General features: G+C 69.5%; 21 protein-coding genes, 4 tRNA genes and 1 pseudogene. 19 read left to right on the forward strand and 7 right to left on the reverse strand.

Annotated features, from left to right (window positions below; translation table 11 throughout):
* Positions 1-165: 165 nt before the first annotated feature.
* Positions 166-247, forward strand: a tRNA-Tyr gene (locus F1615_RS31830).
* A gap of 108 nt (positions 248-355) precedes the next feature.
* Positions 356-568, forward strand: coding sequence for a hypothetical protein (locus F1615_RS31835; RefSeq protein WP_149552507.1), 213 nt, complete (start codon positions 356-358; stop codon positions 566-568).
* Positions 569-584: 16 nt separating this feature from the next.
* Here the strand turns inward: F1615_RS31835 and F1615_RS31840 are convergent, their stop codons facing one another.
* Positions 585-1,241, reverse strand: coding sequence for an SDR family oxidoreductase (locus tag F1615_RS31840; protein WP_149552508.1), 657 nt, complete (start codon positions 1,239-1,241; stop codon positions 585-587).
* Positions 1,242-1,342: 101 nt separating this feature from the next.
* A complete protein-coding gene (locus F1615_RS31845; RefSeq protein WP_149552509.1) occupies positions 1,343-2,605 on the reverse strand; it encodes an amidohydrolase family protein in 1,263 nt (420 codons plus the stop codon).
* A 204-nt stretch (positions 2,606-2,809) separates the two neighbouring features.
* Between F1615_RS31845 and F1615_RS31850 the strand changes: the two genes are divergently transcribed.
* The 6 genes from F1615_RS31850 to F1615_RS31875 all read left to right on the forward strand — a co-directional run bounded on the left by F1615_RS31850 (position 2,810) and on the right by F1615_RS31875 (position 5,336).
* Positions 2,810-2,882: transfer RNA gene (locus F1615_RS31850), tRNA-Thr, on the forward strand.
* 46 nt (positions 2,883-2,928) lie between these two features.
* Positions 2,929-3,001, forward strand: a tRNA-Met gene (locus F1615_RS31855).
* 88 nt (positions 3,002-3,089) lie between these two features.
* Entirely contained in the window at positions 3,090-3,254 is a 165-nt protein-coding gene (rpmG, locus tag F1615_RS31860; protein WP_003948671.1) for a 50S ribosomal protein L33, read from the forward strand.
* 83 nt (positions 3,255-3,337) lie between these two features.
* On the forward strand, positions 3,338-3,790 hold the full coding sequence (locus F1615_RS31865) for a MaoC family dehydratase N-terminal domain-containing protein (RefSeq protein WP_149552510.1): 453 nt from the start codon (positions 3,338-3,340) through the stop codon (positions 3,788-3,790).
* An 8-nt stretch (positions 3,791-3,798) separates the two neighbouring features.
* Positions 3,799-4,227 (forward strand): MaoC family dehydratase, encoded by a 429-nt coding sequence (locus tag F1615_RS31870; protein WP_149552528.1) that lies wholly within the window; start codon positions 3,799-3,801, stop codon positions 4,225-4,227.
* Between the two features lie 53 nt (positions 4,228-4,280).
* Positions 4,281-5,336 carry a UDP-N-acetylmuramate dehydrogenase gene (locus tag F1615_RS31875; RefSeq protein WP_149552511.1) on the forward strand — a complete coding sequence of 352 codons (1,056 nt, stop codon included), beginning with the start codon at positions 4,281-4,283 and terminating at the stop codon, positions 5,334-5,336.
* A gap of 242 nt (positions 5,337-5,578) precedes the next feature.
* Here F1615_RS31875 and F1615_RS31880 read toward each other — a convergent pair whose 3' ends face one another.
* Both F1615_RS31880 and F1615_RS31885 read right to left on the reverse strand, forming a co-directional pair.
* Complete coding sequence (locus F1615_RS31880; protein WP_149552512.1) at positions 5,579-6,652, reverse strand: adenosine deaminase; 1,074 nt, start codon at positions 6,650-6,652, stop codon at positions 5,579-5,581.
* Between the two features lie 128 nt (positions 6,653-6,780).
* On the reverse strand, positions 6,781-8,007 hold the full coding sequence (locus F1615_RS31885; protein ID WP_149552513.1) for a pyridoxal phosphate-dependent aminotransferase: 1,227 nt from the start codon (positions 8,005-8,007) through the stop codon (positions 6,781-6,783).
* A gap of 283 nt (positions 8,008-8,290) precedes the next feature.
* Here F1615_RS31885 and F1615_RS31890 point away from each other — a divergent pair.
* From F1615_RS31890 to F1615_RS31945, 11 genes are all read left to right on the forward strand, one after another.
* Positions 8,291-8,363: transfer RNA gene (locus tag F1615_RS31890), tRNA-Trp, on the forward strand.
* 109 nt (positions 8,364-8,472) lie between these two features.
* Positions 8,473-8,757, forward strand: a complete 285-nt coding sequence (secE, locus tag F1615_RS31895; RefSeq protein ID WP_149552514.1) for a preprotein translocase subunit SecE — start codon at positions 8,473-8,475, stop codon at positions 8,755-8,757.
* Positions 8,758-8,837: 80 nt separating this feature from the next.
* On the forward strand, positions 8,838-9,689 hold the full coding sequence (gene nusG, locus F1615_RS31900; RefSeq protein WP_149552515.1) for a transcription termination/antitermination protein NusG: 852 nt from the start codon (positions 8,838-8,840) through the stop codon (positions 9,687-9,689).
* A 168-nt stretch (positions 9,690-9,857) separates the two neighbouring features.
* Positions 9,858-10,292, forward strand: a complete 435-nt coding sequence (gene rplK / locus F1615_RS31905) for a 50S ribosomal protein L11 (RefSeq protein WP_006130605.1) — start codon at positions 9,858-9,860, stop codon at positions 10,290-10,292.
* Between the two features lie 82 nt (positions 10,293-10,374).
* A complete protein-coding gene (gene rplA / locus F1615_RS31910) occupies positions 10,375-11,100 on the forward strand; it encodes a 50S ribosomal protein L1 (protein ID WP_037929493.1) in 726 nt (241 codons plus the stop codon).
* 162 nt (positions 11,101-11,262) lie between these two features.
* A complete protein-coding gene (locus F1615_RS31915; RefSeq protein WP_149552516.1) occupies positions 11,263-12,210 on the forward strand; it encodes a hypothetical protein in 948 nt (315 codons plus the stop codon).
* 303 nt (positions 12,211-12,513) lie between these two features.
* Complete coding sequence (gene rplJ, locus F1615_RS31920; protein ID WP_037929502.1) at positions 12,514-13,044, forward strand: 50S ribosomal protein L10; 531 nt, start codon at positions 12,514-12,516, stop codon at positions 13,042-13,044.
* 114 nt (positions 13,045-13,158) lie between these two features.
* On the forward strand, positions 13,159-13,542 hold the full coding sequence (rplL, locus tag F1615_RS31925; protein WP_149552517.1) for a 50S ribosomal protein L7/L12: 384 nt from the start codon (positions 13,159-13,161) through the stop codon (positions 13,540-13,542).
* Positions 13,543-14,140: 598 nt separating this feature from the next.
* Positions 14,141-17,626 carry a DNA-directed RNA polymerase subunit beta gene (gene rpoB, locus F1615_RS31935; RefSeq protein WP_149552518.1) on the forward strand — a complete coding sequence of 1,162 codons (3,486 nt, stop codon included), beginning with the start codon at positions 14,141-14,143 and terminating at the stop codon, positions 17,624-17,626.
* A 95-nt stretch (positions 17,627-17,721) separates the two neighbouring features.
* Entirely contained in the window at positions 17,722-21,621 is a 3,900-nt protein-coding gene (locus tag F1615_RS31940) for a DNA-directed RNA polymerase subunit beta' (RefSeq protein WP_149552519.1), read from the forward strand.
* Positions 21,622-21,798: 177 nt separating this feature from the next.
* Positions 21,799-22,329, forward strand: a complete 531-nt coding sequence (locus F1615_RS31945; protein WP_149552520.1) for a DUF1707 and DUF4190 domain-containing protein — start codon at positions 21,799-21,801, stop codon at positions 22,327-22,329.
* A 65-nt stretch (positions 22,330-22,394) separates the two neighbouring features.
* Here F1615_RS31945 and F1615_RS36910 read toward each other — a convergent pair whose 3' ends face one another.
* The 3 genes and pseudogenes from F1615_RS36910 to F1615_RS36020 all read right to left on the reverse strand — a co-directional run.
* Positions 22,395-23,756, reverse strand: a complete 1,362-nt coding sequence (locus tag F1615_RS36910) for a M48 family metalloprotease (protein ID WP_149552521.1) — start codon at positions 23,754-23,756, stop codon at positions 22,395-22,397.
* 42 nt (positions 23,757-23,798) lie between these two features.
* A complete protein-coding gene (locus tag F1615_RS31955) occupies positions 23,799-24,383 on the reverse strand; it encodes a Pycsar system effector family protein (RefSeq protein ID WP_244328927.1) in 585 nt (194 codons plus the stop codon).
* Positions 24,380-24,683: pseudogene (locus tag F1615_RS36020) on the reverse strand (2-oxoglutarate dehydrogenase, E2 component, dihydrolipoamide succinyltransferase); the annotation flags it as partial. The gene F1615_RS31955 and the pseudogene F1615_RS36020, both read right to left, overlap by 4 nt.

The raw sequence follows: 24,683 nt of genomic DNA on the forward strand, positions 1-24,683 counted from the left end.
GGCCCCGAGCCCGGCATCGGCCCCGGACCGCATCCGGTCCAGCCTAGTCACCCGCCGGCCCCCGGGTGGCGATCAATCGGGTGGCGGAGCACCCCTGTCCATCGGGTATTGTTTACGTCGTTGCCACGGAGCACCGCCGCAAGGCGGTTCGAGGGCAGCAACCCCGGCGGTGTGCCCGAGCGGCCAAAGGGAGCAGACTGTAAATCTGCCGGCTCAGCCTTCCCAGGTTCGAATCCTGGCGCCGCCACACTGGGGTAAACCCCCTCCGGACTGCGGAAACGCAGACCGGAGGGGGTTTCTCGTGTTCGGGGGCGGTTCGGGTCCGCGGGCGGGAGCCTCGGGGCACACTGGCTGCATGTCGTCCCGTCGCCGTTCCTGCCCCGAGTGCCGTCGCGAGATCGCCGTGGTCGCCGGGCGGTACGCGCGGCACGACCCGCCCGGCGCCCGGGGGAGCGGGGAGCTGACCTCGTGCCCCGGATCGCGCAGGCACGCCCCGCCCGGGGCGGAGCAGCCGTCACTGGACGGGCATGTGGTGCCCGAGTTCCCGGGGCAGATGTCCCTCTTCTAGCGCCTTCCCGTGACGCTCAGTTGCCCGCCACCGACTTGACGGCCACCGACACCGGCGCGGATCCGCTGATGAGCTCCAGGGTCAGTCCGGCCGTCGCCGGCGTGTCCACCAGTTCCGCCAGGACGGCGGCCACGTCGTCGCGCGGGACCGGACCGCGGCCCGTGTGGGCCTCCAGGCGGACCAGGCCGGTGCCGGCGTCGTCGGTGAGCTGGCCGGGGCGCAGGATCGTCCAGTCCAGGCCGTCCAGGCCGCGGACGTACGCGTCCGCCTCGCCCTTGGCGCGCAGGTACACGTCGAAGACCTCGTCGCCCCGGTGCGCCGCGTCCGCGCCCATGGACGACACGATCACGAAGCGCCGCACTCCCGCGCGGACGGCCGCGTCCGCGAAGAGGACCGCCGCCGCCTTGTCCACCGTCTCCTTGCGGTCCACCCCGCTGCCCGGACCTGCGCCCGCCGCGAACACCGCCGCGTCCGCGCCCTCCAGCCGCTGCGCGACCTCCTCCACCGAGGCCGACTCCAGGTCGAGGACGACCGGTTCGGCACCCAATTGCCTTAGTTCGTCAGCCTGTTGGGGTTTGCGGATGATGCCCGCCACCTCGTCCCCGCGCGCGGCGAGCAGCCGCTCCAGCCGCAGCGCGATCTGACCATGACCACCAGCGATGACAATGCGCATGTCTTCGACCGTACGCCGGGGCGGCCGCATCCGCCGAGCGACGCCCACGGGGCGCCCGCCACCACCGCACGAATCCGCGCGCCACGCGCCAACTCCCCCGCCTACGCGGACCCGCGCCCCTGCCGAGGCAGTCCCGGCCCCACCGTGCCCGACGAATCGCAGTACTCCCGCACCGCGCTCGTCCGCGCCACCACCCGGCCCCCGTGCACCACGATGCGGCTGTACGCCAGTGACAGCGCGCCCGGGAGCCCGTCCCCGCGGACCGCGAGCAACTCGGCGGGGAAACCCGCCTCCACGCGCACCTCGGGCAGCCCCAGAACCGCCCGCGCCGACGTGCTCACCGCGGCATAGGCGTCCCCGGCGGCCAGACCCTGGTGCGTGGCCAGCAGATAGGCGGCCTCCAGCGGGTCACCGCGGCCCACCGGGTTGGACACGTCCCGCAGGGCACCGCTCCCGGCGGCCACCCGCACCCCCGCCGAGCGCAACAGCCGTACCGGTGCCGCGCCCCGGCCGTCCGCGGCACCGCAGCCGCCCTGCGGGACACACACCACCGTCACCCCGGCCGCGGCGAGCCGGTCCGCGGTCCGGGCGGCCAGTTCGGCCGGCAGTCCGGCGAGACCGCCGCAGGGGCCGAGGGCGACCCCCGGCCGCAGCCCGCCCGCCATCGCCGCGAACCGGGCCAGCCGGGCGGGATCGGCCGCGTCCGTGTGCAGGTCGACGGGGCAGCCGTGCTCGGCTGCGACCTCCAGGACCGCCTCCACATAGCCCGTGGGATCGGGGTCGAGGTCCGGACAGCCGCCCACCACGGAGGCACCCATCTTCAGCGCGTCCCGCAGCACCGCGAGCCCGTCCGCCCCGGCCACCCCCGTCAGCACCCGCGGCATCGCCACCGTCGTCAGCTCGGCCAGCCCACGCAGTGAGCGCCCCGCCCGCAGGACGGCGGTCAGCGCGCCGAGTCCGGCCAGGCCGCCCACGCGCACATGGGCCCGCAGCGCCGTCGCGCCGTGCCCGAGCTGGAGCAGCGCCGCCTCGGTCGCCCGCCGCTGGACGTCCCGGGGCTCGTACGAGACGGGGCCGTCGTCTGCGGACAGGGCGGTGTCCGCGTGGGCGTGGGGTTCGGCGGGGGCCGGCAGGAGCAGGTAGCCGGTGAGGTCGACCCGGGTGCCGCACGCGCGCGTGCCGTCCGCCGCCAGGCTGCCGGCCGTACCGACCGCCTCGATGCGCCCGCCGCCCAGCCGTACGTCGACGGTGCGGCCGTCGGTGAGCCGCGCGCCGCACAGCAGGAGCGGGGCCGGGTCGGCCGCACCCGGACCCGGGAGCGAGGGCCACGGGTCGGACGGTGGCTGCGGCTGGCTTTCGGGCATCGCGCTCCTGGGGCTCGGGCTGCGCACGAGGTCGCACGTCACGCTGAGACAAGATCACGCAGAGTGAGTCGAGCCTAGGATGACCGCCCGCCGCTCGCCGGGAGGAGCGCAATAGTCGTACCGGCGTGGTCCGCACAGGACAGGTCGGGGGGTCGAAACGGATTTGGGCGAACGGCGGCGGACCGTGTAATGTCTTCATCGCTCGCCCCAATAGCTCAGTCGGCAGAGCGTCTCCATGGTAAGGAGAAGGTCAACGGTTCGATTCCGTTTTGGGGCTCTGGTGTGTGAGGTTCCCGTCGCGAGGCGGGGCCGGATCGCATCAAAGCGGTGTAGCTCAGTCGGTAGAGCAAGCGGCTCATAATCGCTGTGTCACCGGTTCAAGTCCGGTCACCGCTACAGACAGTAGCCGATTGCGGGGTCGGTCCTTCGATCGGCTACTCTTCTTGCGTTAATACAGTCAATCCGTTCGTCAAGGAGCACTCACGTGGCTGCCACCGACGTCCGCCCGAAGATCACGCTGGCCTGCGTGGAGTGCAAGGAGCGGAACTACATCACCAAGAAGAACCGGCGTAACAACCCGGACCGTCTTGAGATGAAGAAGCACTGCCCGCGTTGCAATGCGCACACCGCGCATCGCGAGACGCGATAAAACAGGCTCGTACACGAGGCCGTCTCCCCACTCGGGGGGCGGCCTCGTGTCGTTTCGGTTCAGATACAGGAGGTGCCGCGCGCATGGCGCTCGACCAGTCCTTCGTGGGGCGGAGCTACCCGCCCACCGAGCCCTACGAGGTGGGCCGGGAGAAGATCCGTGAGTTCGCCGAGGCTGTGGGGGACGCCAACCCGGCGTACACGGACACGGAAGCCGCCAAGGCGCTCGGTCACCCCGATGTGATCGCCCCGCCGACCTTCGTGTTCTCGATCACTTTCAAGGCCGCCGGCCAGGTCGTCGCCGACCCGCAGCTCGGCCTCGACTACAGCCGTGTGGTGCACGGCGACCAGAAGTTCGCGTACAACCGCCCGGTGCGCGCCGGTGACCGGCTGACCGTGACCTCGACCATCGAGAAGATCAGGTCGATGGCCGGCAACGAGGTGCTGGACATCCGTGGCGAGGTGCACGACCAGGCCGGCGAACACGTCGTGACCGCCTGGACCAAGCTGGTGGCCCGCCCGGCCGAGGAGGGGTGAACAACACCATGACGGCGAAGATCTCCTACGCCGACGTCGAGGTCGGCACCGAGCTGCCCGCACAGACGTTCCCCGTGACCCGGGCCACCCTCGTCCAGTACGCGGGCGCCTCCGGCGACTTCAACCCCATCCACTGGAACGAGAAGTTCGCCAAGGAGGTCGGCCTGCCCGACGTGATCGCGCACGGCATGTTCACCATGGCCGAGGCGATCCGCGTGGTGACCGACTGGGTGGGCGACCCGGGCGCGGTCGTCGAGTACGGCGTCCGCTTCACCCGTCCGGTCGTCGTGCCCAACGACGACCGGGGCACCGTCATCGAGGTCAGCGGCAAGGTCGCCGCCAAGCTCGACGACAACACGGTCCGCGTGGACCTCACCGCGACCAACGCCGGACAGAAGGTCCTGGGGATGTCGCGGGCGGTCGTCCGGCTGGGCTGACCGGAGCGGTCGGGGGAGCGGGGCTGTCGGTGCCGTCTCGTAGTCTTGAGCCCGTGCAGGAACTCCACGACGCCCCCCTCGCCCCGCTGACCACCTTCCGGCTGGGCGGCCCCGCGACCCGGCTGGTCACCGCGACGACCGACGACGAGGTGATCGCCGTCGTCCGGGACGCCGACGACAGCGGCACACCGCTGCTGATCATCGGCGGCGGATCCAACCTGGTCATCGGCGACAAGGGCTTCGACGGCACCGCCCTCGTCGTCGCCACCCGCGGCTTCACCCTGGACGGCACCAGCCTGGAGCTGGCGGCCGGCGAGGTGTGGACGGACGCCGTCGCCCGCGCCGTGGAGGCGGGCCTCGCCGGTGTCGAGTGCCTGGCCGGCATTCCCGGCTCCGCGGGTGCCACCCCGATCCAGAACGTCGGGGCGTACGGCCAGGAGGTCTCCTCCACCATCACCGAGGTCGTCGCCTACGACCGCCGGGCCCGGGAGACCGTCACCCTGAGCAACGAGGAGTGTGCCTTCTCGTACCGCCACAGCCGCTTCAAGTCCGACCCCGAGCGCTACGTGGTCCTGCGCGTGCGCTTCGCGCTGGAGGACGCCGGCGGCCTGTCCGGTCCCGTCAGGTACGCCGAGACGGCCCGCGTCCTCGGCGTCGCGCCGGGCGACCGGGTGCCGCTGGCCACGGCACGCGAGACGGTCCTGGCGCTCCGGGCGGGCAAGGGCATGGTCCTGGACCCCGACGACCACGACACCTGGTCGGCCGGTTCGTTCTTCACCAACCCGATCCTCGACGACGAGACGTTCGCCGCATTCCGCACGCGCGTGCGGGAGCGGCTCGGCGACGGCGTCGAGGCCCCCGCCTACCCCGCGGGCGAGGGCCGCACCAAGACCTCCGCGGCCTGGCTGATCGACAAGGCCGGCTTCGCCAAGGGGTACGGCCACGGCCCGGCCCGCATCTCCACCAAGCACACCCTCGCCCTCACCAACAGGGGCGAGGCGACCACCGAGGACCTGCTGGCGCTCGCCCGCGAGGTGGTCGCGGGGGTCCGGGACGCGTTCGGGATCACCCTCGTCAACGAGCCGGTCACGGTGGGCGTCAGCCTCTGATCCGGCCCGGGTGAGGGCGGTATCCCGGTTGCCGGTGCCCCGGCGCGGCGATTGCCCCTTGGTCCATGAGGCAGCTTCTGTGCGGCTGAGGGCCGGCGAATTCAGGCCGCGCGCCGGCCGGTACGCCTTCCGGGTGGTCCAGCCGCGCCTCGCGGCGCGGCACACCACGCTCCTGCCCCTGACCCGGGGGCAGGGGCAGGAGCCGGGCAGCGGCTTCCGGGCGTACCCGCCCCACCAGCACTTCAGGCCACCGGGGCGGCCAGCCAGTCGTCGATCCCCGAGAGCAACTTCTCCGTGACGTCCTCCGGGGCCGCCGAGCCGCGCACCGACTGGCGGGCCACCTCCGCGAGCTCCGCGTCCGTGAACCCGTGGTGGACCCGCGCGATCTCGTACTGCGCGGCCAGCCGGGAGCCGAACAGCAGCGGGTCGTCCGCGCCCAGCGCCAGCGGCACTCCCGCCTCGAACAGGGTGCGCAGCGGTACGTCCTCGGGCTTCTCGTAGACCCCCAGCGCCACGTTCGACGCCGGGCACACCTCGCACGTCACCTGACGGTCGGCGAGCCGCTGCATCAGCCGCGGGTCGTCCGCCGCCCGCACCCCGTGCCCGATCCGGTGCGCCTCCAGGTCGTCCAGGCAGTCCCGGACCGACGCCGCTCCCGCGAGCTCGCCGCCGTGCGGCGCGGACAGCAGCCCGCCGTCCCGTGCGATCGCGAACGCCCGGTCGAAGTCGCGGGCCATTCCGCGCCGCTCGTCGTTGGACAGCCCGAACCCGACCACTCCCCGGTCCGCGTACCGCACCGCCAGCCGGGCCAGCGTGCGCGCGTCCAGCGGATGCCTCATCCGGTTGGCGGCCACCAGCACCCGCATCCCGATCCCGGTGTCCCGCATCGCCGAGTCCACGGCGTCCAGGATGATCTCCAGCGCCGGGATCAGCCCGCCCAGCCGGGGCGCGTACGACGTCGGGTCCACCTGGATCTCCAGCCAGCCCGAGCCGTCCCGCAGGTCCTCCTCCGCGGCCTCCCGCACCAGCCGCTGGATGTCCTCCGGCTCCCGCAGACACGAGCGCGCCGCGTCGTACAGCCGCTGGAAACGGAACCAGCCGCGTTCGTCCGTGGCCCGCAGGCTCGGCGGCTCCCCGCTGGTCAGCGCGTCGGTCAGCGCCTCGGGCAGACGCACCCCGTACTTGTCGGCCAGCTCCAGCAGGGTGGCGGGCCGCATCGACCCGGTGAAGTGCAGGTGGAGATGGGCTTTCGGCAGCTCAGAGACATCACGTACACGCGGGGGGTTCGGGGGGTGCCCCCCTGAAAAGCTCAGCATTCCAGGATCCTGCCGCACGCCCCGTCCGTCCCGGTAGGGCTTTCCCCTTTCGTGGTCTTGCTCGCACAAACGAACAGGGGCGCCCGGGGTGAGTCCGGGCGCCCCTGTGGCGGAGGGAGGAGGGGAGGTCAGTCCCGCGCCTCCGCGAGCAGCTTCTGGATCCGGCTCACGCCCTCGACGAGGTCCTCGTCGCCCAGCGCGTACGACAGCCGCAGATAGCCCGGGGTGCCGAACGCCTCACCCGGGACCACCGCGACCTCGGCCTCCTCCAGGATGAGCGCGGCCAGCTCGACCGAGTCCCGCGGCCGCTTGCCCCGGATCTCCTTGCCGATCAGCGCCTTCACCGAGGGGTAGGCGTAGAAGGCCCCCTCGGGCTCCGGGCAGACCACGCCGTCGATCTCGTTGAGCATCCGCACGATGGTCTTCCGTCGCCGGTCGAAGGCCTCGCGCATGGTCGCGACCGCGTCCAGGTCGCCGGAGACGGCGGCGAGGGCGGCCGCCTGGGCGACGTTGGAGACGTTGGACGTGGCGTGCGACTGGAGGTTGGTCGCGGCCTTCACCACGTCCTTCGGGCCGATGACCCAGCCGACCCGCCAGCCCGTCATCGCGTACGTCTTCGCGACGCCGTTGACCACGATGCACTTGTCGCGCAGCTCGGGCAGCAGCGCCGGCAGGGACACGGACACGGCGTCGCCGTAGACCAGGTGCTCGTAGATCTCGTCCGTCAGCACCCACAGCCCGTGCTCCACGGCCCAGCGGCCGATGGCCTCGGTCTCGGCCTCGCTGTAGACCGCGCCGGTCGGGTTCGACGGGGAGACGAAGAGGACGACCTTCGTCTTCTCGGTGCGGGCGGCCTCCAGCTGCTCCACGCTCACGCGGTAGCCCGTGGTCTCGTCGGCGACGACCTCGACCGGCACACCGCCGGCCAGCCGGATCGACTCCGGGTACGTCGTCCAGTACGGAGCCGGGACGATGACCTCGTCGCCCGGGTCGAGGATCGCGGCGAAGGCCTCGTAGATGGCCTGCTTGCCGCCGTTGGTGACGAGGATCTGGGACGGGTCGACCTCGTAGCCGGAGTCGCGCAGCGTCTTGGCGGCGATCGCGGACTTCAGCTCGGGCAGACCGCCGGCCGGCGTGTAGCGGTGGTACTTCGGGTTCTTGCAGGCCTCGATCGCGGCCTCGACGATGTAGTCCGGCGTCGGGAAGTCGGGCTCACCGGCGCCGAAGCCGATCACCGGTCGCCCGGCGGCCTTGAGGGCCTTGGCCTTGGCGTCCACGGCGAGGGTGGCGGACTCGGAGATCGCGCCGACTCGGGCGGAGACCCGGCGCTCGGTGGGAGGGGTTGCAGCGCTCATGGGTCCATCGTTCCAGACCGGAAACCTGCGGGGCACGGGGGTTTCACGGACTGAACATGACCGGGCAAACCACTGGACACCAGTCCGGATCCACCCCGTCGTGACCGCGTGGCCAGGACGATCTTCCGCCAGGACGCCGCCCGGGCGGTCCGTCCCGGGCACTTTCTGTTCGACGCCCGGCCCAGGAACACGTACACTCTCACCTCGTTGGCCATCAGCGGCCCGCGCTCAGCCGGTGCACACCAAGCATCCGGTCGGATGCGGTACGTTGGGGGACACACAAAGGGTCGTAGCTCAATTGGTAGAGCACTGGTCTCCAAAACCAGCGGTTGGGGGTTCAAGTCCCTCCGGCCCTGCTACACACACCATCGCCAGGATGTGTGCGCATGTACGTACAGCAATGCACCGCCGTGCGGGCTCGGACCGGGCGCGGCACGGCCACGACCCGGAATCAGGTGAGGACGAGTGACGGACGCCGTGGGCTCCATCGACATGCCTGATGCCGAGGACGAGGCGCCGGACTCCAAGAAGACCCGCAAGGGCGGCAAGCGGGCCAAGAAGGGTCCGCTGAGGCGCCTCGCGCTCTTCTACCGCCAGATCGTGGCGGAGCTGCGCAAGGTCGTCTGGCCGACCCGCAACCAGCTGACGTCGTACACCACCGCAGTGATCATCTTCGTGGTCGTGATGATCGGCCTGATCACCCTGATCGACTATGGCCTCAGCAACGCCGCCAAGTACGTCTTCGGCTGATCCCCGAGCGAAGAGCGCCGAGGTACCCGGCGCTCCTTTCGCATGTTCCACCCCTATGTATCCAGGAAGAAGCAGCCACCGTGTCTGACCCGAACGTGAACGACGCCGTTGAGCCGTACGGCGAAGGGGCCGAGTCCGCCGAGGACGCGCGCGCCGCCGTCGAGGGCGCGGACGTCGAGGACACCGAGGCCTCCGCCGAGGCCGAGGCTGCCGGCACCACCGCGGACGAGACCGCCGAGGCGGACGAGACCGCCGAGGCCGATGAGACCGAGGCCGTCGAAGCGGCCGAGGAGGCCGAAGAGCCCCAGGACGACCGCGACCCGGTCGAGAAGCTCCGCGATGAACTGCGGACCCTCCCCGGCGAGTGGTACGTCATCCACACGTACGCGGGCTACGAGAACCGGGTGAAGACCAACCTGGAGCAGCGCGCCGTCTCGCTGAATGTCGAGGACTACATCTTCCAGGCCGAGGTGCCGCAGGAAGAGGTCGTCCAGATCAAGAACGGCGACCGCAAGACGATCAAGCAGAACAAGCTCCCGGGCTACGTCCTGGTCCGCATGGACCTGACGAACGAGTCCTGGGGCGTCGTCCGCAACACCCCCGGTGTCACCGGCTTCGTGGGCAACGCCTACGACCCGTACCCGCTGACGCTGGACGAGATCGTGAAGATGCTCGCCCCGGAGGCCGAGGAGAAGGCCGCCCGCGAGGCCGCCGAGGCCGAGGGCAAGCCGGCGCCGCAGCGCAAGGTCGAGGTCCAGGTGCTGGACTTCGAGGTCGGCGACTCGGTCACCGTCACCGACGGCCCGTTCGCCACGCTCCAGGCGACCATCAACGAGATCAACCCCGACTCCAAGAAGGTCAAGGGCCTGGTGGAGATCTTCGGCCGCGAGACGCCGGTCGAGCTCTCCTTCGACCAGATCCAGAAGAACTAGTTCTTCTGGCACACAGCTTCCGAGCAGGTCAGGCGAGCGCTCGCGCACTCGGCTGACCTGCTCGGTTTTTGGCCGCGCATCTATACCCGTTATCGTTGTGCGGTATGCCTGCGTCCGGGTTGTCCCCATGACGTGGGCAGGACCCGAATCGAAAGGACCCGGAGAGCCATGCCTCCCAAGAAGAAGAAGGTCACGGGGCTCATCAAGCTCCAGATCCAGGCCGGTGCCGCCAACCCGGCCCCGCCGGTCGGCCCCGCGCTGGGCCAGCACGGCGTCAACATCATGGAGTTCTGCAAGGCCTACAACGCCGCGACCGAGTCGCAGCGCGGTTGGGTCATCCCGGTGGAGATCACGGTCTACGAGGACCGTTCCTTCACCTTCATCACGAAGACCCCGCCGGCCGCCAAGATGATCCTCAAGGCCGCGGGCGTGGAGAAGGGCTCCGGCGAGCCGCACAAGACCAAGGTCGCGAAGATCACGCGCGACCAGGTCCGTGAGATCGCCACCACCAAGATGCCCGACCTCAACGCCAACGACCTGGACGCCGCCGAGAAGATCATCGCCGGCACCGCCCGTTCCATGGGCGTCACGGTCGAGGGCTGACCTCCACCCCCGTAAGCCAAGCAGTAGTGGCAGGGCCTGCTCGGCCCGGACCACGACTCCTCAGATTCCACAGGAGCTTTCAGTGAGCAAGCGCAGCAAGTCTCTCCGCGCTGCGGACGCCAAGATCGACCGGGAGAAGCTGTACGCCCCGCTCGAGGCCGTCCGTCTCGCCAAGGAGACGTCCACGACCAAGTTCGACGGCACCGTCGAGGTCGCCTTCCGCCTGGGTGTCGACCCGCGCAAGGCCGACCAGATGGTCCGTGGCACCGTGAACCTCCCGCACGGCACCGGCAAGACCGCCCGGGTCCTGGTCTTCGCGACCGGTGACCGTGCCGAGGCCGCGCGTGCCGCGGGCGCCGACATCGTCGGCGCCGACGAACTGATCGACGAGGTGTCGAAGGGCCGTCTGGACTTCGACGCCGTCGTCGCCACCCCGGACCTCATGGGCAAGGTCGGCCGCCTCGGCCGTGTGCTCGGTCCCCGTGGTCTGATGCCGAACCCGAAGACCGGCACCGTGACCCCGGACGTCACCAAGGCTGTCAACGACATCAAGGGTGGCAAGATCGAGTTCCGTGTCGACAAGCACGCGAACCTGCACTTCATCATCGGCAAGTCGTCCTTCGACGACACCAAGCTGGTGGAGAACTACGGCGCCGCGCTGGAGGAGATCCTCCGTCTGAAGCCGTCCGCCGCCAAGGGCCGTTACATCAAGAAGGCCGCCATCAGCACCACGATGGGCCCCGGCATCCCGCTCGACCCGAACCGCACCCGCAACCTCCTCGTCGAGGAGGACCCGGCCGCGGTCTGAGCCGGGTGGGCCGACCGGGCCCGCGCGCTGTGAAGAAGCCCGTCCCCGCGCCTCGTTGAGGCGCGGGGACGGGCTTTTCCGTACGACAGTGTCAGCCCGGTGGGTTACCGTTCCTTTGACTTCACAGACGTAGCACAGCGAAACAACTCAGGGGTGGGATTCATGGGCATGGCCGTTTGGAAGCGCGCGGGAGCCTGTCTGGCGGCCGTGGCCGTCGTTACCGGTGCCGCAGGGTGCGGTAACGGTGACGACGGCGGCAAGAAGGCCGCGGACTCGGCACAGTCCGAGGTCCAGACGCAGAACCAGATGACGAAGGTCCTCCAGGCCGCCTTCAAGAAGACCTCGGAGGCCAAGTCCTCCAAGGTGCGGATGACCATGACGATGCCGGCGGCCATGAGCGGCGGTGGCACCATGGAGATGTCCGGCGTGCAGGGCTGGGACCCGACCGTCCTGGACGTCACCATGAAGGGCTCCGCGCTCACGGCGGGCGACCCGGACGCCCCCGAGCAGGTGCGCATGATCATGCTGGACGACGCCATGTACATGGACATGGGCGCGAAGCAGGCCGCCGAGATGGACGGCAAGCGCTGGATGAAGATGGACTTCGGCGCCATCGCCGAGGCGTCCGGTGACCCGGCCCTGCAGCAGCAGATGACCGGCGGCATGGAGAACATGAACCAGGACCCGGCCCAGCAGCTCGCCCTGCTCCTGGAGTCGCCGAACCTGAAGCACGTGGGCTCGGAGAAGGTCGACGGCGTCCAGACGCAGCACTACAAGGGCACGCTGAGCTTCGAGGAGATGCTCGACGCCAACAAGTCCCTCGACATGCTCTCCGAGAAGGAGCGCGAGGAGCTCGTCGCCGGCGTGAAGAAGTCGGGCCTGAAGGGGTACGACACCGAGTTCTGGGTCAACGAGGACAACTACCCGGCCAAGATGGTCGTCGGCATGAAGTTCCCCCAGGGCACGATGAACATGACGGCCCACTACTCCGACTACGGCGCCGCGGCCGAGGTGGAGGCCCCGCCGGCGAAGGACACCTTCGACTTCATGGAGATGATGAAGGAGCTGGAGGACCTGGGTGCCGGCTCCGAGGCCGGTGCCGGCTCCTGAGGCTCTTGGTGCCCCCGATCGGCGGATTTGCCTGACGCCGATCCGTTCGCGTACTCTTCCACAGAAGCCAAAGACCGCTGGTCGTTGCCGTGCGCTCATCCGAGGGTGCGGTGGCCGAAGGATCCGCTGAACTGCGGACGACCCGCGCAGGTGTCAGTGGAAGAGTTCCCGGAGTTCGCCGCCTCGAGCAGGCGAGTGCCGGTTGAGCTACGCCCCGTGCGCCTGCGCCCGGGGCGTTTCGTTTTCCCCAGTCCTCCTTCGGGTCCGCGCGGTCCGAATCACCCGGAAGGAGGCCGAGGCTCTATGGCGAGGCCCGACAAGGCTGCCGCGGTTGCCGAGTTGACGGACCAGTTCCGCAACTCCAGCGCTGCCGTGCTGACCGAGTACCGCGGTCTCACCGTGGCCCAGCTCAAGCAGCTGCGCCGTTCGCTCGGTGAGAACGCCCAGTACGCCGTGGTGAAGAACACGCTGACCAAGATTGCGGCCAACGAGGCCGGGATCACGACGCTGGACGACCTGTTCAACGGTCCGACGGCAGTCGCCTTCGTCACCGGTGACCCGGTGGAGTCGGCGAAGGGTCTTCGTGACTTCGCCAAGGACAACCCGAATCTCGTCATCAAGGGCGGTGTCCTTGACGGCAAGGCGATGTCCGCCGACGAGATCAAGAAGCTTGCGGACCTCGAGTCCCGCGAGGTTCTGCTCGCCAAGCTGGCGGGCGCTTTCAAGGGCAAGCAGACGCAGACTGCACAGCTCTTCCAGGCGCTCCCCTCGAAGCTCGTCCGCACCGTGGACGCGCTCCGTGCCAAGCAGGACGAGCAGGGCGGTGCCGAGTAATTCGGCTCGCTTTCCGATCCTCGCCGCCTGAGGCGAGGGTCGATGCGGGCCCGACGTACGCCCGCCTCACCCCGTACATCCGGCACCTGCCGAATTAGTGGAAGGACCGCCATCATGGCGAAGCTCAGCCAGGAAGACCTGCTCGCCCAGTTCGAGGAGATGACCCTCATCGAGCTCTCCGAGTTCGTGAAGGCCTTCGAGGAGAAGTTCGACGTCACCGCCGCCGCCGCGGTCGCCGTCGCCGGTCCGGCCGGTCCGGCCGCCCCGACCGAGGCCGCCGAGGAGAAGGACGAGTTCGACGTCATCCTCACCGGTGCCGGCGACAAGAAGATCCAGGTCATCAAGGTCGTGCGTGAGCTGACCTCCCTGGGTCTGAAGGAGGCCAAGGACCTCGTGGACGGCGCCCCGAAGCCCGTTCTCGAGAAGGTCGCCAAGGACGCCGCCGAGAAGGCCGCCGAGTCCCTCAAGGGCGCCGGCGCCTCCGTCGAGGTCAAGTAACACCTCGCGGGTCCGGCAGGATCCGCACCGCGTCCCACGGGACGTGTAACGCTCAAGCGCCGAGGAGCGATCATCCATCCGGGTGGTCGCTCCTCGGCGTATCGGGGGGTCCGGCAGCGGCTGCCTTGCACCCGGGACGGCGGGGGGTAGGGTGATCTTCGTTGTGCCTCCACAGCCCGCGAAGAATCGCCTCGTGGCAGGCGATCGTGGCAAGGGGGGCCTTGACGAACCGCACGCAGCGCGCAATTCTCAGGACGCGTCGTCACAAGGATCCGAATCCGAGGCATGGATCGACGGCAAAGAGGGCAGTATCACGGTGCGTTGAGGGCAGCGCCTTGTCGCAGGAGTTGAGTACAACGAGGGCCTCTACCCGGTCTCGTACACCGAACTGGACATCAGTGTGCCAAGTGGCTACACTGACCCTTTGCGCTGCCTGTTAGCTGTCCCCTGCCCGTCACCAGGGGCATGCCCTCACTCGAGCACGACGACCAGATGATCTCCGACCTGGGCTTTTGTCCACATCGGCGGAATCTGTCCCCGTGCACAGTGGGGGGCCGGTACGCGCGTAGTGAGTCCGAGCCCTCGGAAGGACCCCCTCTTGGCCGCCTCGCGCAACGCCTCGACCGCGAATACGAACAACGGCGCCAGCACCGCCCCGCTGCGCATCTCCTTTGCAAAGATCAAGGAGCCTCTCGAGGTTCCGAACCTGCTCGCGCTGCAGACCGAGAGCTTCGACTGGCTGCTCGGAAACACCGCCTGGCAGAGTCGGGTCGAGGAGGCTCTCGAGAACGGGCAGGACGTCCCCACCAAGTCCGGTCTGGAGGAGATCTTCGAAGAGATCTCCCCGATCGAGGACTTCTCCGGGTCGATGTCGCTGACCTTCCGCGACCACCGCTTCGAGCCGCCGAAGAACTCCATCGACGAGTGCAAGGAGCGCGACTTCACGTACGCCGCCCCGCTCTTCGTCACGGCTGAGTTCACCAACAACGAGACCGGCGAGATCAAGTCCCAGACCGTCTTCATGGGCGACTTCCCGCTCATGACGAACAAGGGCACCTTCGTCATCAACGGCACCGAGCGTGTCGTGGTGTCCCAGCTGGTCCGCTCGCCCGGCGTCTACTTCGACTCGTCCATCGACAAGACGTCCGACAAGGACATCTTCTCCGCCAAGATCATCCCGTCCCGGGGTGCCTGGCTGGAGATGGAGATCGACAAGCGCGACATGGTCGGTGTGCGCATCGACCGCAAGCGCAAGCAGTCCGTCACCGTCCTCCTGAAGGCGCTCGGCTGGACCACCGAGCAGATCCTCGAGGAGTTCGGCGAGTACGAGTCCATGCGCGCCACCCTGGAGAAGGACCACACCCAGGGCCAGGACGACGCGCTGCTCGACATCTACCGCAAGCTGCGTCCGGGCGAGCCCCCCACGCGTGAGGCCGCGCAGACGCTGCTCGAGAACCTGTACTTCAACCCCAAGCGCTACGACCTCGCCAAGGTCGGCCGCTACAAGGTGAACAAGAAGCTCGGCGGGGACGAGCCGCTGGACGCCGGCGTGCTCACCACCGACGACATCATCGCCACCATCAAGTACCTGGTGAAGCTGCACGCCGGTGAGACCGAGACGGTCGGCGAGTCCGGTCGCTCGATCATCGTCGAGACCGACGACATCGACCACTTCGGCAACCGTCGTATCCGCAACGTCGGCGAGCTGATCCAGAACCAGGTCCGTACGGGTCTCGCCCGTATGGAGCGCGTCGTGCGCGAGCGCATGACCACCCAGGACGTCGAGGCGATCACGCCGCAGACGCTGATCAACATCCGGCCGGTCGTCGCCTCCATCAAGGAGTTCTTCGGCACCAGCCAGCTGTCCCAGTTCATGGACCAGAACAACCCGCTGTCGGGGCTGACGCACAAGCGTCGTCTGAACGCCCTCGGCCCGGGTGGTCTCTCCCGTGAGCGGGCCGGCTTCGAGGTCCGTGACGTGCACCCGTCGCACTACGGCCGCATGTGCCCGATCGAGACGCCGGAAGGCCCGAACATCGGTCTGATCGGTTCGCTCGCCTCCTACGGGCGGATCAACCCGTTCGGCTTCATCGAGACGCCGTACCGCAAGGTCGTCGACGGCCAGGTCACCGACGAGGTGGACTACCTGACCGCCGACGAGGAGGACCGCTTCGTCATCGCGCAGGCCAACGCGCCGCTCAACGACGAGATGCGCTTCGTCGAGAACCGCATCCTGGTCCGCCGCCGCGGCGGCGAGGTCGACTACGTCCCCGGCGACGACGTCGACTACATGGACGTCTCGCCGCGCCAGATGGTGTCGGTCGCGACCGCCATGATCCCGTTCCTCGAGCACGACGACGCCAACCGTGCCCTCATGGGCGCGAACATGATGCGCCAGGCCGTGCCGCTCATCAAGAGCGAGTCCCCGCTCGTCGGCACCGGCATGGAGTACCGCTCCGCCGTCGACGCCGGCGACGTGGTCAAGGCCGAGAAGGCGGGTGTGGTCCAGGAGGTCTCCGCGGACTACATCACCACCGCCAACGACGACGGCACGTACATCACGTACCGCCTCGCCAAGTTCTCCCGGTCCAACCAGGGGACCTCGGTCAACCAGAAGGTCATCGTCGCCGAGGGCGACCGGATCATCGAGGGCCAGGTCCTCGCCGACGGTCCGGCCACCCAGAACGGCGAGATGGCGCTCGGCAAGAACCTGCTGGTCGCGTTCATGCCGTGGGAGGGTCACAACTACGAGGACGCGATCATCCTGTCGCAGCGCCTCGTGCAGGACGACGTCCTCTCCTCGATCCACATCGAGGAGCACGAGGTCGACGCCCGTGACACCAAGCTCGGCCCCGAGGAGATCACCCGGGACATCCCGAACGTCTCCGAGGAGGTCCTCGCCGACCTCGACGAGCGCGGCATCATCCGCATCGGTGCCGAGGTCATCGCCGGTGACATCCTCGTCGGCAAGGTCACGCCCAAGGGTGAGACCGAGCTGACCCCCGAGGAGCGTCTGCTGCGCGCGATCTTCGGTGAGAAGGCCCGTGAGGTCCGTGACACCTCGCTGAAGGTGCCGCACGGCGAGACCGGCAAGGTCATCGGCGTGCGCGTCTTCGACCGCGAGGAGGGCGACGAGCTTCCCCCCGGTGTGAACCAGCTGGTGCGCGTCTACGTCGCGCAGAAGCGCAAGATCACCGACGGTGACAAGCTCGCCGGCCGGCACGGCAACAAGGGCGTCATCTCCAAGATCCTGCCCATCGAGGACATGCCGTTCCTCGAGGACGGGACCCCGGTCGACATCATCCTCAACCCGCTGGGCGTGCCGTCCCGGATGAACCCGGGACAGGTCCTGGAGATCCACCTCGGCTGGCTCGCCAGCCAGGGCTGGGACGTCTCCGGCCTCGCGGACGAGTGGGCGCAGCGCCTCCAGGCGATCGGCGCGGACCAGGTCGAGCCCCGTACCAACGTGGCCACCCCGGTCTTCGACGGTGCCCGCGAGGACGAGCTCGCCGGTCTGCTGGAGCACACCATCCCCAACCGCGACGGCGACCGCATGGTCCTCCCGTCCGGCAAGGCGCGGCTGTTCGACGGCCGCTCGGGTGAGCCGTTCCCGGACCCGATCTCGGTCGGCTACATGTACATCCTGAAGCTGCACCACCTGGTCGACGACAAGCTGCACGCGCGTTCGACCGGTCCGTACTCCATGATCACCCAGCAGCCGCTGGGCGGTAAGGCTCAGTTCGGTGGCCAGCGGTTCGGCGAGATGGAGGTGTGGGCACTCGAGGCGTACGGCGCCGCCTACGCGCTCCAGGAGCTGCTGACCATCAAGTCCGACGACGTCACCGGCCGCGTGAAGGTCTACGAGGCCATCGTCAAGGGCGAGAACATCCCCGAGCCCGGCATCCCCGAGTCCTTCAAGGTCCTCATCAAGGAGATGCAGTCCCTGTGCCTGAACGTGGAGGTGCTGTCCAGCGACGGTATGTCCATCGAGATGCGTGACACCGACGAGGACGTCTTCCGCGCTGCGGAGGAGCTCGGCATCGACCTGTCCCGGCGCGAGCCGAGCAGCGTCGAAGAGGTCTGACGGGAGTGGGGCGGCCTGACGAACATCGGGCCGCCCGCCCCAGGACCCCCGTATCAGACCCCAAGACTTACAACCCTGAGAGGGATTGACGCATAGTGCTCGACGTCAACTTCTTCGACGAGCTCCGGATCGGCCTGGCCACCGCTGACGACATCCGTCAGTGGAGCCACGGCGAGGTCAAGAAGCCCGAGACCATCAACTACCGCACCCTCAAGCCCGAGAAGGACGGACTCTTCTGCGAGAAGATCTTCGGTCCGACCCGGGACTGGGAGTGCTACTGCGGCAAGTACAAGCGCGTCCGCTTCAAGGGCATCATCTGCGAGCGCTGTGGCGTCGAGGTCACGCGCGCCAAGGTGCGCCGTGAGCGCATGGGCCACATCGAGCTGGCGGCGCCCGTCACGCACATCTGGTACTTCAAGGGTGTTCCGTCGCGACTGGGCTACCTGCTCGACCTCGCCCCGAAGGACCTGGAGAAGGTCATCTACTTCGCGGCGTACATGATCACGTACGTCGACGAGGAGCGCCGCACCCGCGACCTGCCCTCGCTGGAGGCCCACGTCTCCGTCGAGCGCCAGCAGATCGAGAACCGCCGCGACGCCGACCTCGAGGCCCGCGCCAAGAAGCTCGAGACCGACCTGGCCGAGCTCGAGGCCGAGGGCGCCAAGGCCGACGTGCGCCGCAAGGTGCGCGAGGGTGCCGAGCGTGAGATGAAGCAGCTGCGCGACCGCGCGCAGCGCGAGATCGACCGCCTCGACGAGGTGTGGAGCCGGTTCAAGAACCTCAAGGTCCAGGACCTCGAGGGCGACGAGCTGCTCTACCGCGAGCTGCGCGACCGCTTCGGCACGTACTTCGACGGTTCGATGGGTGCCGCGGCGCTGCAGAAGCGCCTGGAGTCCTTCGACCTCGACGAGGAGGCCGAGAAGCTCCGCGAGATCATCCGCACCGGCAAGGGCCAGAAGAAGACCCGTGCGCTCAAGCGCCTGAAGGTCGTCTCCGCGTTCCTGCAGACGTCCAACAGCCCCAAGGGCATGGTGCTCGACTGCGTGCCGGTCATCCCGCCGGACCTGCGTCCGATGGTGCAGCTGGACGGTGGCCGCTTCGCGACCTCCGACCTGAACGACCTGTACCGCCGCGTCATCAACCGCAACAACCGCCTGAAGCGGCTTCTCGACCTCGGTGCGCCCGAGATCATCGTGAACAACGAGAAGCGCATGCTCCAGGAGGCCGTCGACGCGCTCTTCGACAACGGCCGTCGCGGCCGCCCGGTGACGGGCCCCGGCAACCGTCCGCTGAAGTCGCTGTCCGACATGCTCAAGGGCAAGCAGGGCCGCTTCCGTCAGAACCTCCTCGGCAAGCGTGTCGACTACTCGGCGCGTTCCGTGATCGTCGTCGGCCCGCAGCTGAAGCTGCACCAGTGCGGTCTGCCGAAGGCGATGGCGCTTGAGCTGTTCAAGCCGTTCGTGATGAAGCGCCTGGTCGACCTGAACCACGCGCAGAACATCAAGTCGGCCAAGCGCATGGTCGAGCGCGGCCGCACCGTGGTGTACGACGTCCTCGAAGAGGTCATCGCCGAGCACCCGGTGCTGCTGAACCGTGCGCCCACGCTGCACCGCCTCGGTATCCAGGCCTTCGAGCCGCAGCTGGTCGAGGGCAAGGCCATCCAGATCCACCCGCTCGTCTGCACCGCGTTCAACGCGGACTTCGACGGTGACCAGATGGCCGTGCACCTGCCGCTGTCCGCGGAGGCGCAGGCCGAGGCCCGCATCCTGATGCTGTCCTCGAACAACATCCTCAAGCCGGCCGACGGCCGTCCGGTGACGATGCCGACCCAGGACATGGTCCTCGGTCTGTTCTTCCTCACCACCGACGGCGAGATGCGCGACCTCAAGGGCGAGGGCCGTTCCTTCGCCTCGGTCGCGGAGGCGATCATGGCCTTCGACGCGGGCGAGCTGTCGCTCCAGTCGAAGATCGACGTCCGCTTCCCGGTCGGCACCATCCCGCCGCGCGGCTGGACCCCGCCGGCGCGCGAGGAGGGCGAGCCCGAGTGGCAGCAGGGTGACAGCTTCCGGCTGAACACCACCCTGGGCCGCGCGCTCTTCAACGAGCTGCTGCCCGAGGACTACCCGTTCGTCGACTACGAGGTCGGCAAGAAGCAGCTCTCCGAGATCGTCAACGACCTCGCCGAGCGCTACCCGAAGGTCATCGTGGCGGCGACGCTCGACAACCTGAAGGCGTCCGGCTTCTACTGGGCCACCCGTTCCGGCGTCACCGTCGCCATCTCCGACGTCGTCGTTCCCGAGGCGAAGAAGGAGATCGTCCGCGGGTACGAGGCGCAGGACGAGAAGGTCCAGAAGCAGTACGAGCGCGGTCTGATCACCAAGGACGAGCGCACGCAGGAGCTCATCGCGATCTGGACCAAGGCGACCAACGAGGTCGCCGAGGCGATGAACGACAACTTCCCGAAGACCAACCCGATCTTCATGATGGTGAACTCGGGTGCACGAGGCAACATGATGCAGATGCGTCAGATCGCCGGTATGCGTGGTCTGGTGTCGAACGCGAAGAACGAGACGATCCCGCGGCCCATCAAGGCCTCGTTCCGTGAGGGTCTGTCCGTGCTGGAGTACTTCATCTCCACGCACGGTGCCCGTAAGGGTCTGGCGGACACCGCTCTGCGTACCGCCGACTCGGGTTACCTCACCCGTCGTCTGGTCGACGTCTCCCAGGACGTCATCATTCGCGAGGAGGACTGCGGCACCGACCGCGGTCTGCGTCTCAAGATCGCGAGCCGGGGCGCGGACGGCGTCCTGCGCAAGGAAGGCGACGTCGAGACGTCCGTGTACGCGCGCTGCCTCGCCGAGGACATCGTGGTCGACGGCCAGGTGCTTGGCCCGGCCGGCACCGACCTGGGCGACGTCCTCATCGAGGAGCTCGTCTCCCGCGGTGTCGAGGAGGTCAAGACCCGCTCGGTCCTGACCTGCGAGTCCGCCGTCGGCACCTGCGCGATGTGCTACGGCCGCTCGCTGGCCACGGGCAAGCTGGTCGACATCGGTGAGGCGGTCGGCATCATCGCCGCCCAGTCCATCGGTGAGCCCGGTACCCAGCTGACGATGCGTACCTTCCACACCGGTGGTGTGGCCGGTGACGACATCACCCAGGGTCTGCCCCGTGTCGTCGAGCTCTTCGAGGCCCGTACGCCGAAGGGTGTCGCCCCGATCTCCGAGGCCTCCGGCCGCGTGCGGATCGAGGAGACCGAGAAGACCAAGAAGCTCGTGGTCACCCCGGACGACGGCAGCGACGAGACGGCGTTCCCGATCTCCAAGCGTGCCAAGGTCCTGGTCTCCGAGGGCGAGCACGTCGAGGTGGGCCAGCAGCTCACCGTGGGTGCCACCAACCCGCACGACGTGCTGCGCATCCTGGGTCAGCGTGCCGTCCAGGTCCACCTGGTCGGCGAGGTCCAGAAGGTCTACAACTCGCAGGGTGTGTCGATCCACGACAAGCACATCGAGATCATCATCCGGCAGATGCTGCGCCGTGTGACGATCATCGAGTCGGGCGACGCCGAGCTGCTGCCCGGCGAGCTGGTCGAGCGCTCGAAGTTCGAGACCGAGAACCGTCGTGTGGTCCAGGAGGGCGGTCACCCGGCCTCCGGTCGTCCGCAGCTGATGGGTATCACCAAGGCCTCGCTGGCGACGGAGTCCTGGCTGTCGGCCGCCTCCTTCCAGGAGACGACCCGAGTCCTGACGGACGCGGCGATCAACGCCAAGTCCGACAGCCTCATCGGCCTCAAGGAGAACGTCATCATCGGTAAGCTCATCCCGGCCGGTACGGGCCTGTCCCGCTACCGCAACATCCGGGTCGAGCCGACCGAGGAGGCCAAGGCCGCGATGTACTCGGCCGTCGGCTACGACGACATCGACTACTCGCCGTTCGGCACGGGCTCCGGCCAGGCCGTTCCGCTGGAGGACTACGACTACGGTCCGTACAACCAGTAAGCGAGCCGCTTGATCCGAGGGGCGGTCACTCCGTACGGGGTGGCCGCCCTTCGGCGTGCCGGGCCGCGAGTCCGCGCGCCGCGCGAGGGGCCGGTGGAACCAAACTCCCGGTACGGTGCGTTCAAGTGGGTGAAGTGGCTATTCAGGGTTATCTGTCCGGCCCCCCGGGAGGCAGCCGTGTCGTACCCGACTCCGTGGCAGGGCAACCCGTTGCAGGGCCCCGGTGCCCCGTCGATGCTGGCCTCGCACGCCGAGCGCGAGCGTGCGGTGGACGTCCTGCGCGCCGGGTACGGCGAGGGCAGGCTGGACCACCCCGAGTTCGAGAAGCGCGTCGCCCGGGCCTACTCGGCCCGCACCGTGGCGGAGCTGTCGCTGCTGGTCGCCGATCTGCCGCAGGGCCCGCTGCCCCAGCCGGTGGCGGCCGCCGGGCCGGTGCCGGCGACCTTCCTGCCCCGGCCGCAGCCGAGGACCAACGGCAAGGCGATCGCCTCGATGATCTGCGGCGTCCTGTGCGTGGCCACCGGCGGGCTCACGGGACTTCCGGCCGTGATCCTCGGCCACATGGCGCAGTCGGAGATACGCAGCACCGGCGAGGGCGGTGACGGCTTCGCCCTGACGGGACTGGTGCTCGGCTGGCTGTCGGTCGCGGGCTGGGCGGCGTTCCTGAGCCTGATCGGCCTGCTGGCCGTGCTGGCGGGGTCGTCCTGACCGGCTGACCGGCTGACCGGCTGACCGGCTGACCGGCCGACGGCAGGCGGCGCGGGTCGGCGCCGTCAGCGGGTGGGCTGGAGGTACGGCTGCAGGTGGTGCAGCCGGGTGTGGTAGTCCGGGTGTGAGGACAGCAGCGTGCTCACCGGGGTCTCGGTGACCGGCGCGCCTCCGTTTGCCGCGGTGAGCGCGGCGACCTGCTGCTGCTCCTGGTGGTGCAGCTTCTCCAGTACGGCGGCCAGCATCGGGGCGAAGCCGAGCGCTGCGGCGTGCTGGTCGGCGCGCAGCTCGGACCGGCGGCCGACGGCGGCGAGCGCGTACGGCATGGCGAGGATCAGCAGCGGCAGGCCGTACAGGGTGCTGATCGTGGCGAGTGCGATGCCGCCGACGAACAGGCCGAAGAACAGCACGCCGAAGCAGGAGAACACCCGGGACACCCGGAACATGAAAGCGGTGACCGCGCGCAGCACCCGCCAGGCGATGCGGCCGGGCAGCGCGTACCAGTACCCGAGCAGTCCGGACCAGGCGTGACCGCCGACGTGGTGGCCCAGCTCGTGGGCCATGACGGCGGCCAGCTCGCCGTTGGGCAGCTGGTTCATGGCGAACCGGGTGACGCCGACGATGTGCCCGGCCGCGGCGACCGCGTTGAGGCTGTCGCTGTCCTCGACCCACAGCTCGTAGTTCCGGCCCTCGACGCCCGCGCGGGCGGTGACCTCGCGCCAGACCGGCTCGATTTTGGCTCTTTCCTGCGGGGTGGGGTAGCGCAGACGGAGCAGATGGCGCGCGAGGGCGCTTTCCGTCGGCCGGTGGAACACGAGTGCGCCGCTGGCCAGCCAGGCCAGGACGACCAGGACGCCGAATCCGCCGAGGGGGAGCGAGATCAGGGCGACGACCACGAGGCTGCACAGGAAGTTCGGCAGGTGGAGGAGCAGATTGCCGAAGGCCGTGGCGTCGGTGCGGCGCTGCTGCCCGGCGATGTGGACCCGGCCGCGGTCGGTGCTGATGTGGTGCGGGTGCAGCGGGGAGTCGGGCGCGGGCGGCGCGGGAGGCGCGGCGGCCTGCGGGTGGGGAGGCTGCGGGGCGGTCGCGCCCTGGGGGTACTGCGGGGCGGTCGGGTACTGCGAGGCCTGCGGGTACTGCGGGGCCTGTGGGGTGCTCGGGTACTGCGGCGCCTGGGGGTACTGCGGGGGGACGTGGGGCTGGGGCGGCGGGGCCTGCGGGGCGGTCTGCTGGGCGTGGGGCGGCGGGTACTGCGGTGTGTGCGGGAACTGCGGAGGGATGAAGGGCTGGGCCCCGGGCGGGGTCTGGGGCGCGGCCTGCTGGGGGTGGGGCCCCGGGTACTGCGGGGGGACCTGCGCGGCCTGCGGCTCATGTGGCCGGCCGGTCGGCTCGGGGTACTCCGGCGGGGGCGGCGGGGGCTGGGTCATGGTGCTTCCTTCGCTTTCACGTGAGCGGGGCCGGCCCGTGGGTCAGCCGATCAGCAGGGAGGCGGGCAGCAGGAGCGTTCCGGTGCAGAAGGCGATCAGGCCGGTGCGGATCCACTGGTGCTTGCGCCAGGCGATCCGGCTCGTCTCCGTGAGTGCCGCCGTCAGACCGGCCACCGGGTCGGCCTCGGTGTCGGCGAGCGCGGTGTCCAGCCGGCCCGCCCGCACGGCCCGCTGGATGTCCCCGAAGTACGACAGCGGCTGCCCCTGGACCCACGTCCCGCTGCGGTAGCGGGGCAGTACGGCCAGGAGCAGCGCGAACAGGGAGAGGGCGAGGGCCGACGTCCCGGCCCACCACACCGCGGCGCCGGCCGCCGACAGGGTGTCCGGGGACCAGTTCCGGCCGGCGAGCAGTCCGCTGAAGACACCCGCGGTGATGCCGAGGGCGGCGACCAGGACGGCTGCCTTGCTGTCGGCGCGGGCGATCTCGGTACGCAGGTCCGCCAACAGCCGCTCGCACAACTGTGCGCGGGCCGCCGTGGGCGGTGAGGGCGCGCGCGTGGGGGCCCGAGCGGGATCGGGGGTGTCCGCGGTCGTCGTCGGGGCGGGCACCGGGCCGGTGGCCGTCATGGGCCTTCCTCCTGAGCGGTGTCGCCCCGCGACGGCCCCGTCTCCGCGCCGGCCTCGGTGGCGCGGCCGGCGGGTGCGGGGGCCGCGGGGGCTGCGGCGGGCGGGGCGGACTGGTCGGGCGGTGCGGTGGGCGTGGTGCCGTAGCCCGGCGGCGGCTGCCACGCGGGCGCGGGCGGCGCTCCCGGCGTGTACGGGGGCGGGTACGGGGCGAAGGGGGCCGGGGCCGTATGGGGCGGGGTGGCGGGTGCTCCCGGGGTGGGGGGGCCGGGGGCCGGGTGGGGTGGCGGGGGTGTGTGGCCC

Source organism: Streptomyces marokkonensis, assembly GCF_008312835.1.
Lineage (GTDB): Bacteria > Actinomycetota > Actinomycetes > Streptomycetales > Streptomycetaceae > Streptomyces > Streptomyces marokkonensis_A.

Excerpts from the sequence above, each read along its gene's own strand:
- F1615_RS31835 (WP_149552507.1), top strand. The coding sequence starts at position 356 with ATGTCGTCCCGTCGCCGTTCCTGCCCCGAGTGCCGTCGCGAGATCGCC.
- F1615_RS31840 (WP_149552508.1), bottom strand. The coding sequence starts at position 1,241 with ATGCGCATTGTCATCGCTGGTGGTCATGGTCAGATCGCGCTGCGGCTG.
- F1615_RS31845 (WP_149552509.1), bottom strand. The coding sequence starts at position 2,605 with ATGCCCGAAAGCCAGCCGCAGCCACCGTCCGACCCGTGGCCCTCGCTC.
- F1615_RS31865 (WP_149552510.1), top strand. The coding sequence starts at position 3,338 with ATGGCGCTCGACCAGTCCTTCGTGGGGCGGAGCTACCCGCCCACCGAG.
- F1615_RS31870 (WP_149552528.1), top strand. The coding sequence starts at position 3,799 with ATGACGGCGAAGATCTCCTACGCCGACGTCGAGGTCGGCACCGAGCTG.
- F1615_RS31880 (WP_149552512.1), bottom strand. The coding sequence starts at position 6,652 with ATGCTGAGCTTTTCAGGGGGGCACCCCCCGAACCCCCCGCGTGTACGT.
- F1615_RS31885 (WP_149552513.1), bottom strand. The coding sequence starts at position 8,007 with ATGAGCGCTGCAACCCCTCCCACCGAGCGCCGGGTCTCCGCCCGAGTC.
- rplK (WP_006130605.1), top strand. The coding sequence starts at position 9,858 with ATGCCTCCCAAGAAGAAGAAGGTCACGGGGCTCATCAAGCTCCAGATC.
- F1615_RS31915 (WP_149552516.1), top strand. The coding sequence starts at position 11,263 with ATGGGCATGGCCGTTTGGAAGCGCGCGGGAGCCTGTCTGGCGGCCGTG.
- rplJ (WP_037929502.1), top strand. The coding sequence starts at position 12,514 with ATGGCGAGGCCCGACAAGGCTGCCGCGGTTGCCGAGTTGACGGACCAG.
- rplL (WP_149552517.1), top strand. The coding sequence starts at position 13,159 with ATGGCGAAGCTCAGCCAGGAAGACCTGCTCGCCCAGTTCGAGGAGATG.
- F1615_RS36910 (WP_149552521.1), bottom strand. The coding sequence starts at position 23,756 with ATGACCCAGCCCCCGCCGCCCCCGCCGGAGTACCCCGAGCCGACCGGC.
- F1615_RS31955 (WP_244328927.1), bottom strand. The coding sequence starts at position 24,383 with ATGACGGCCACCGGCCCGGTGCCCGCCCCGACGACGACCGCGGACACC.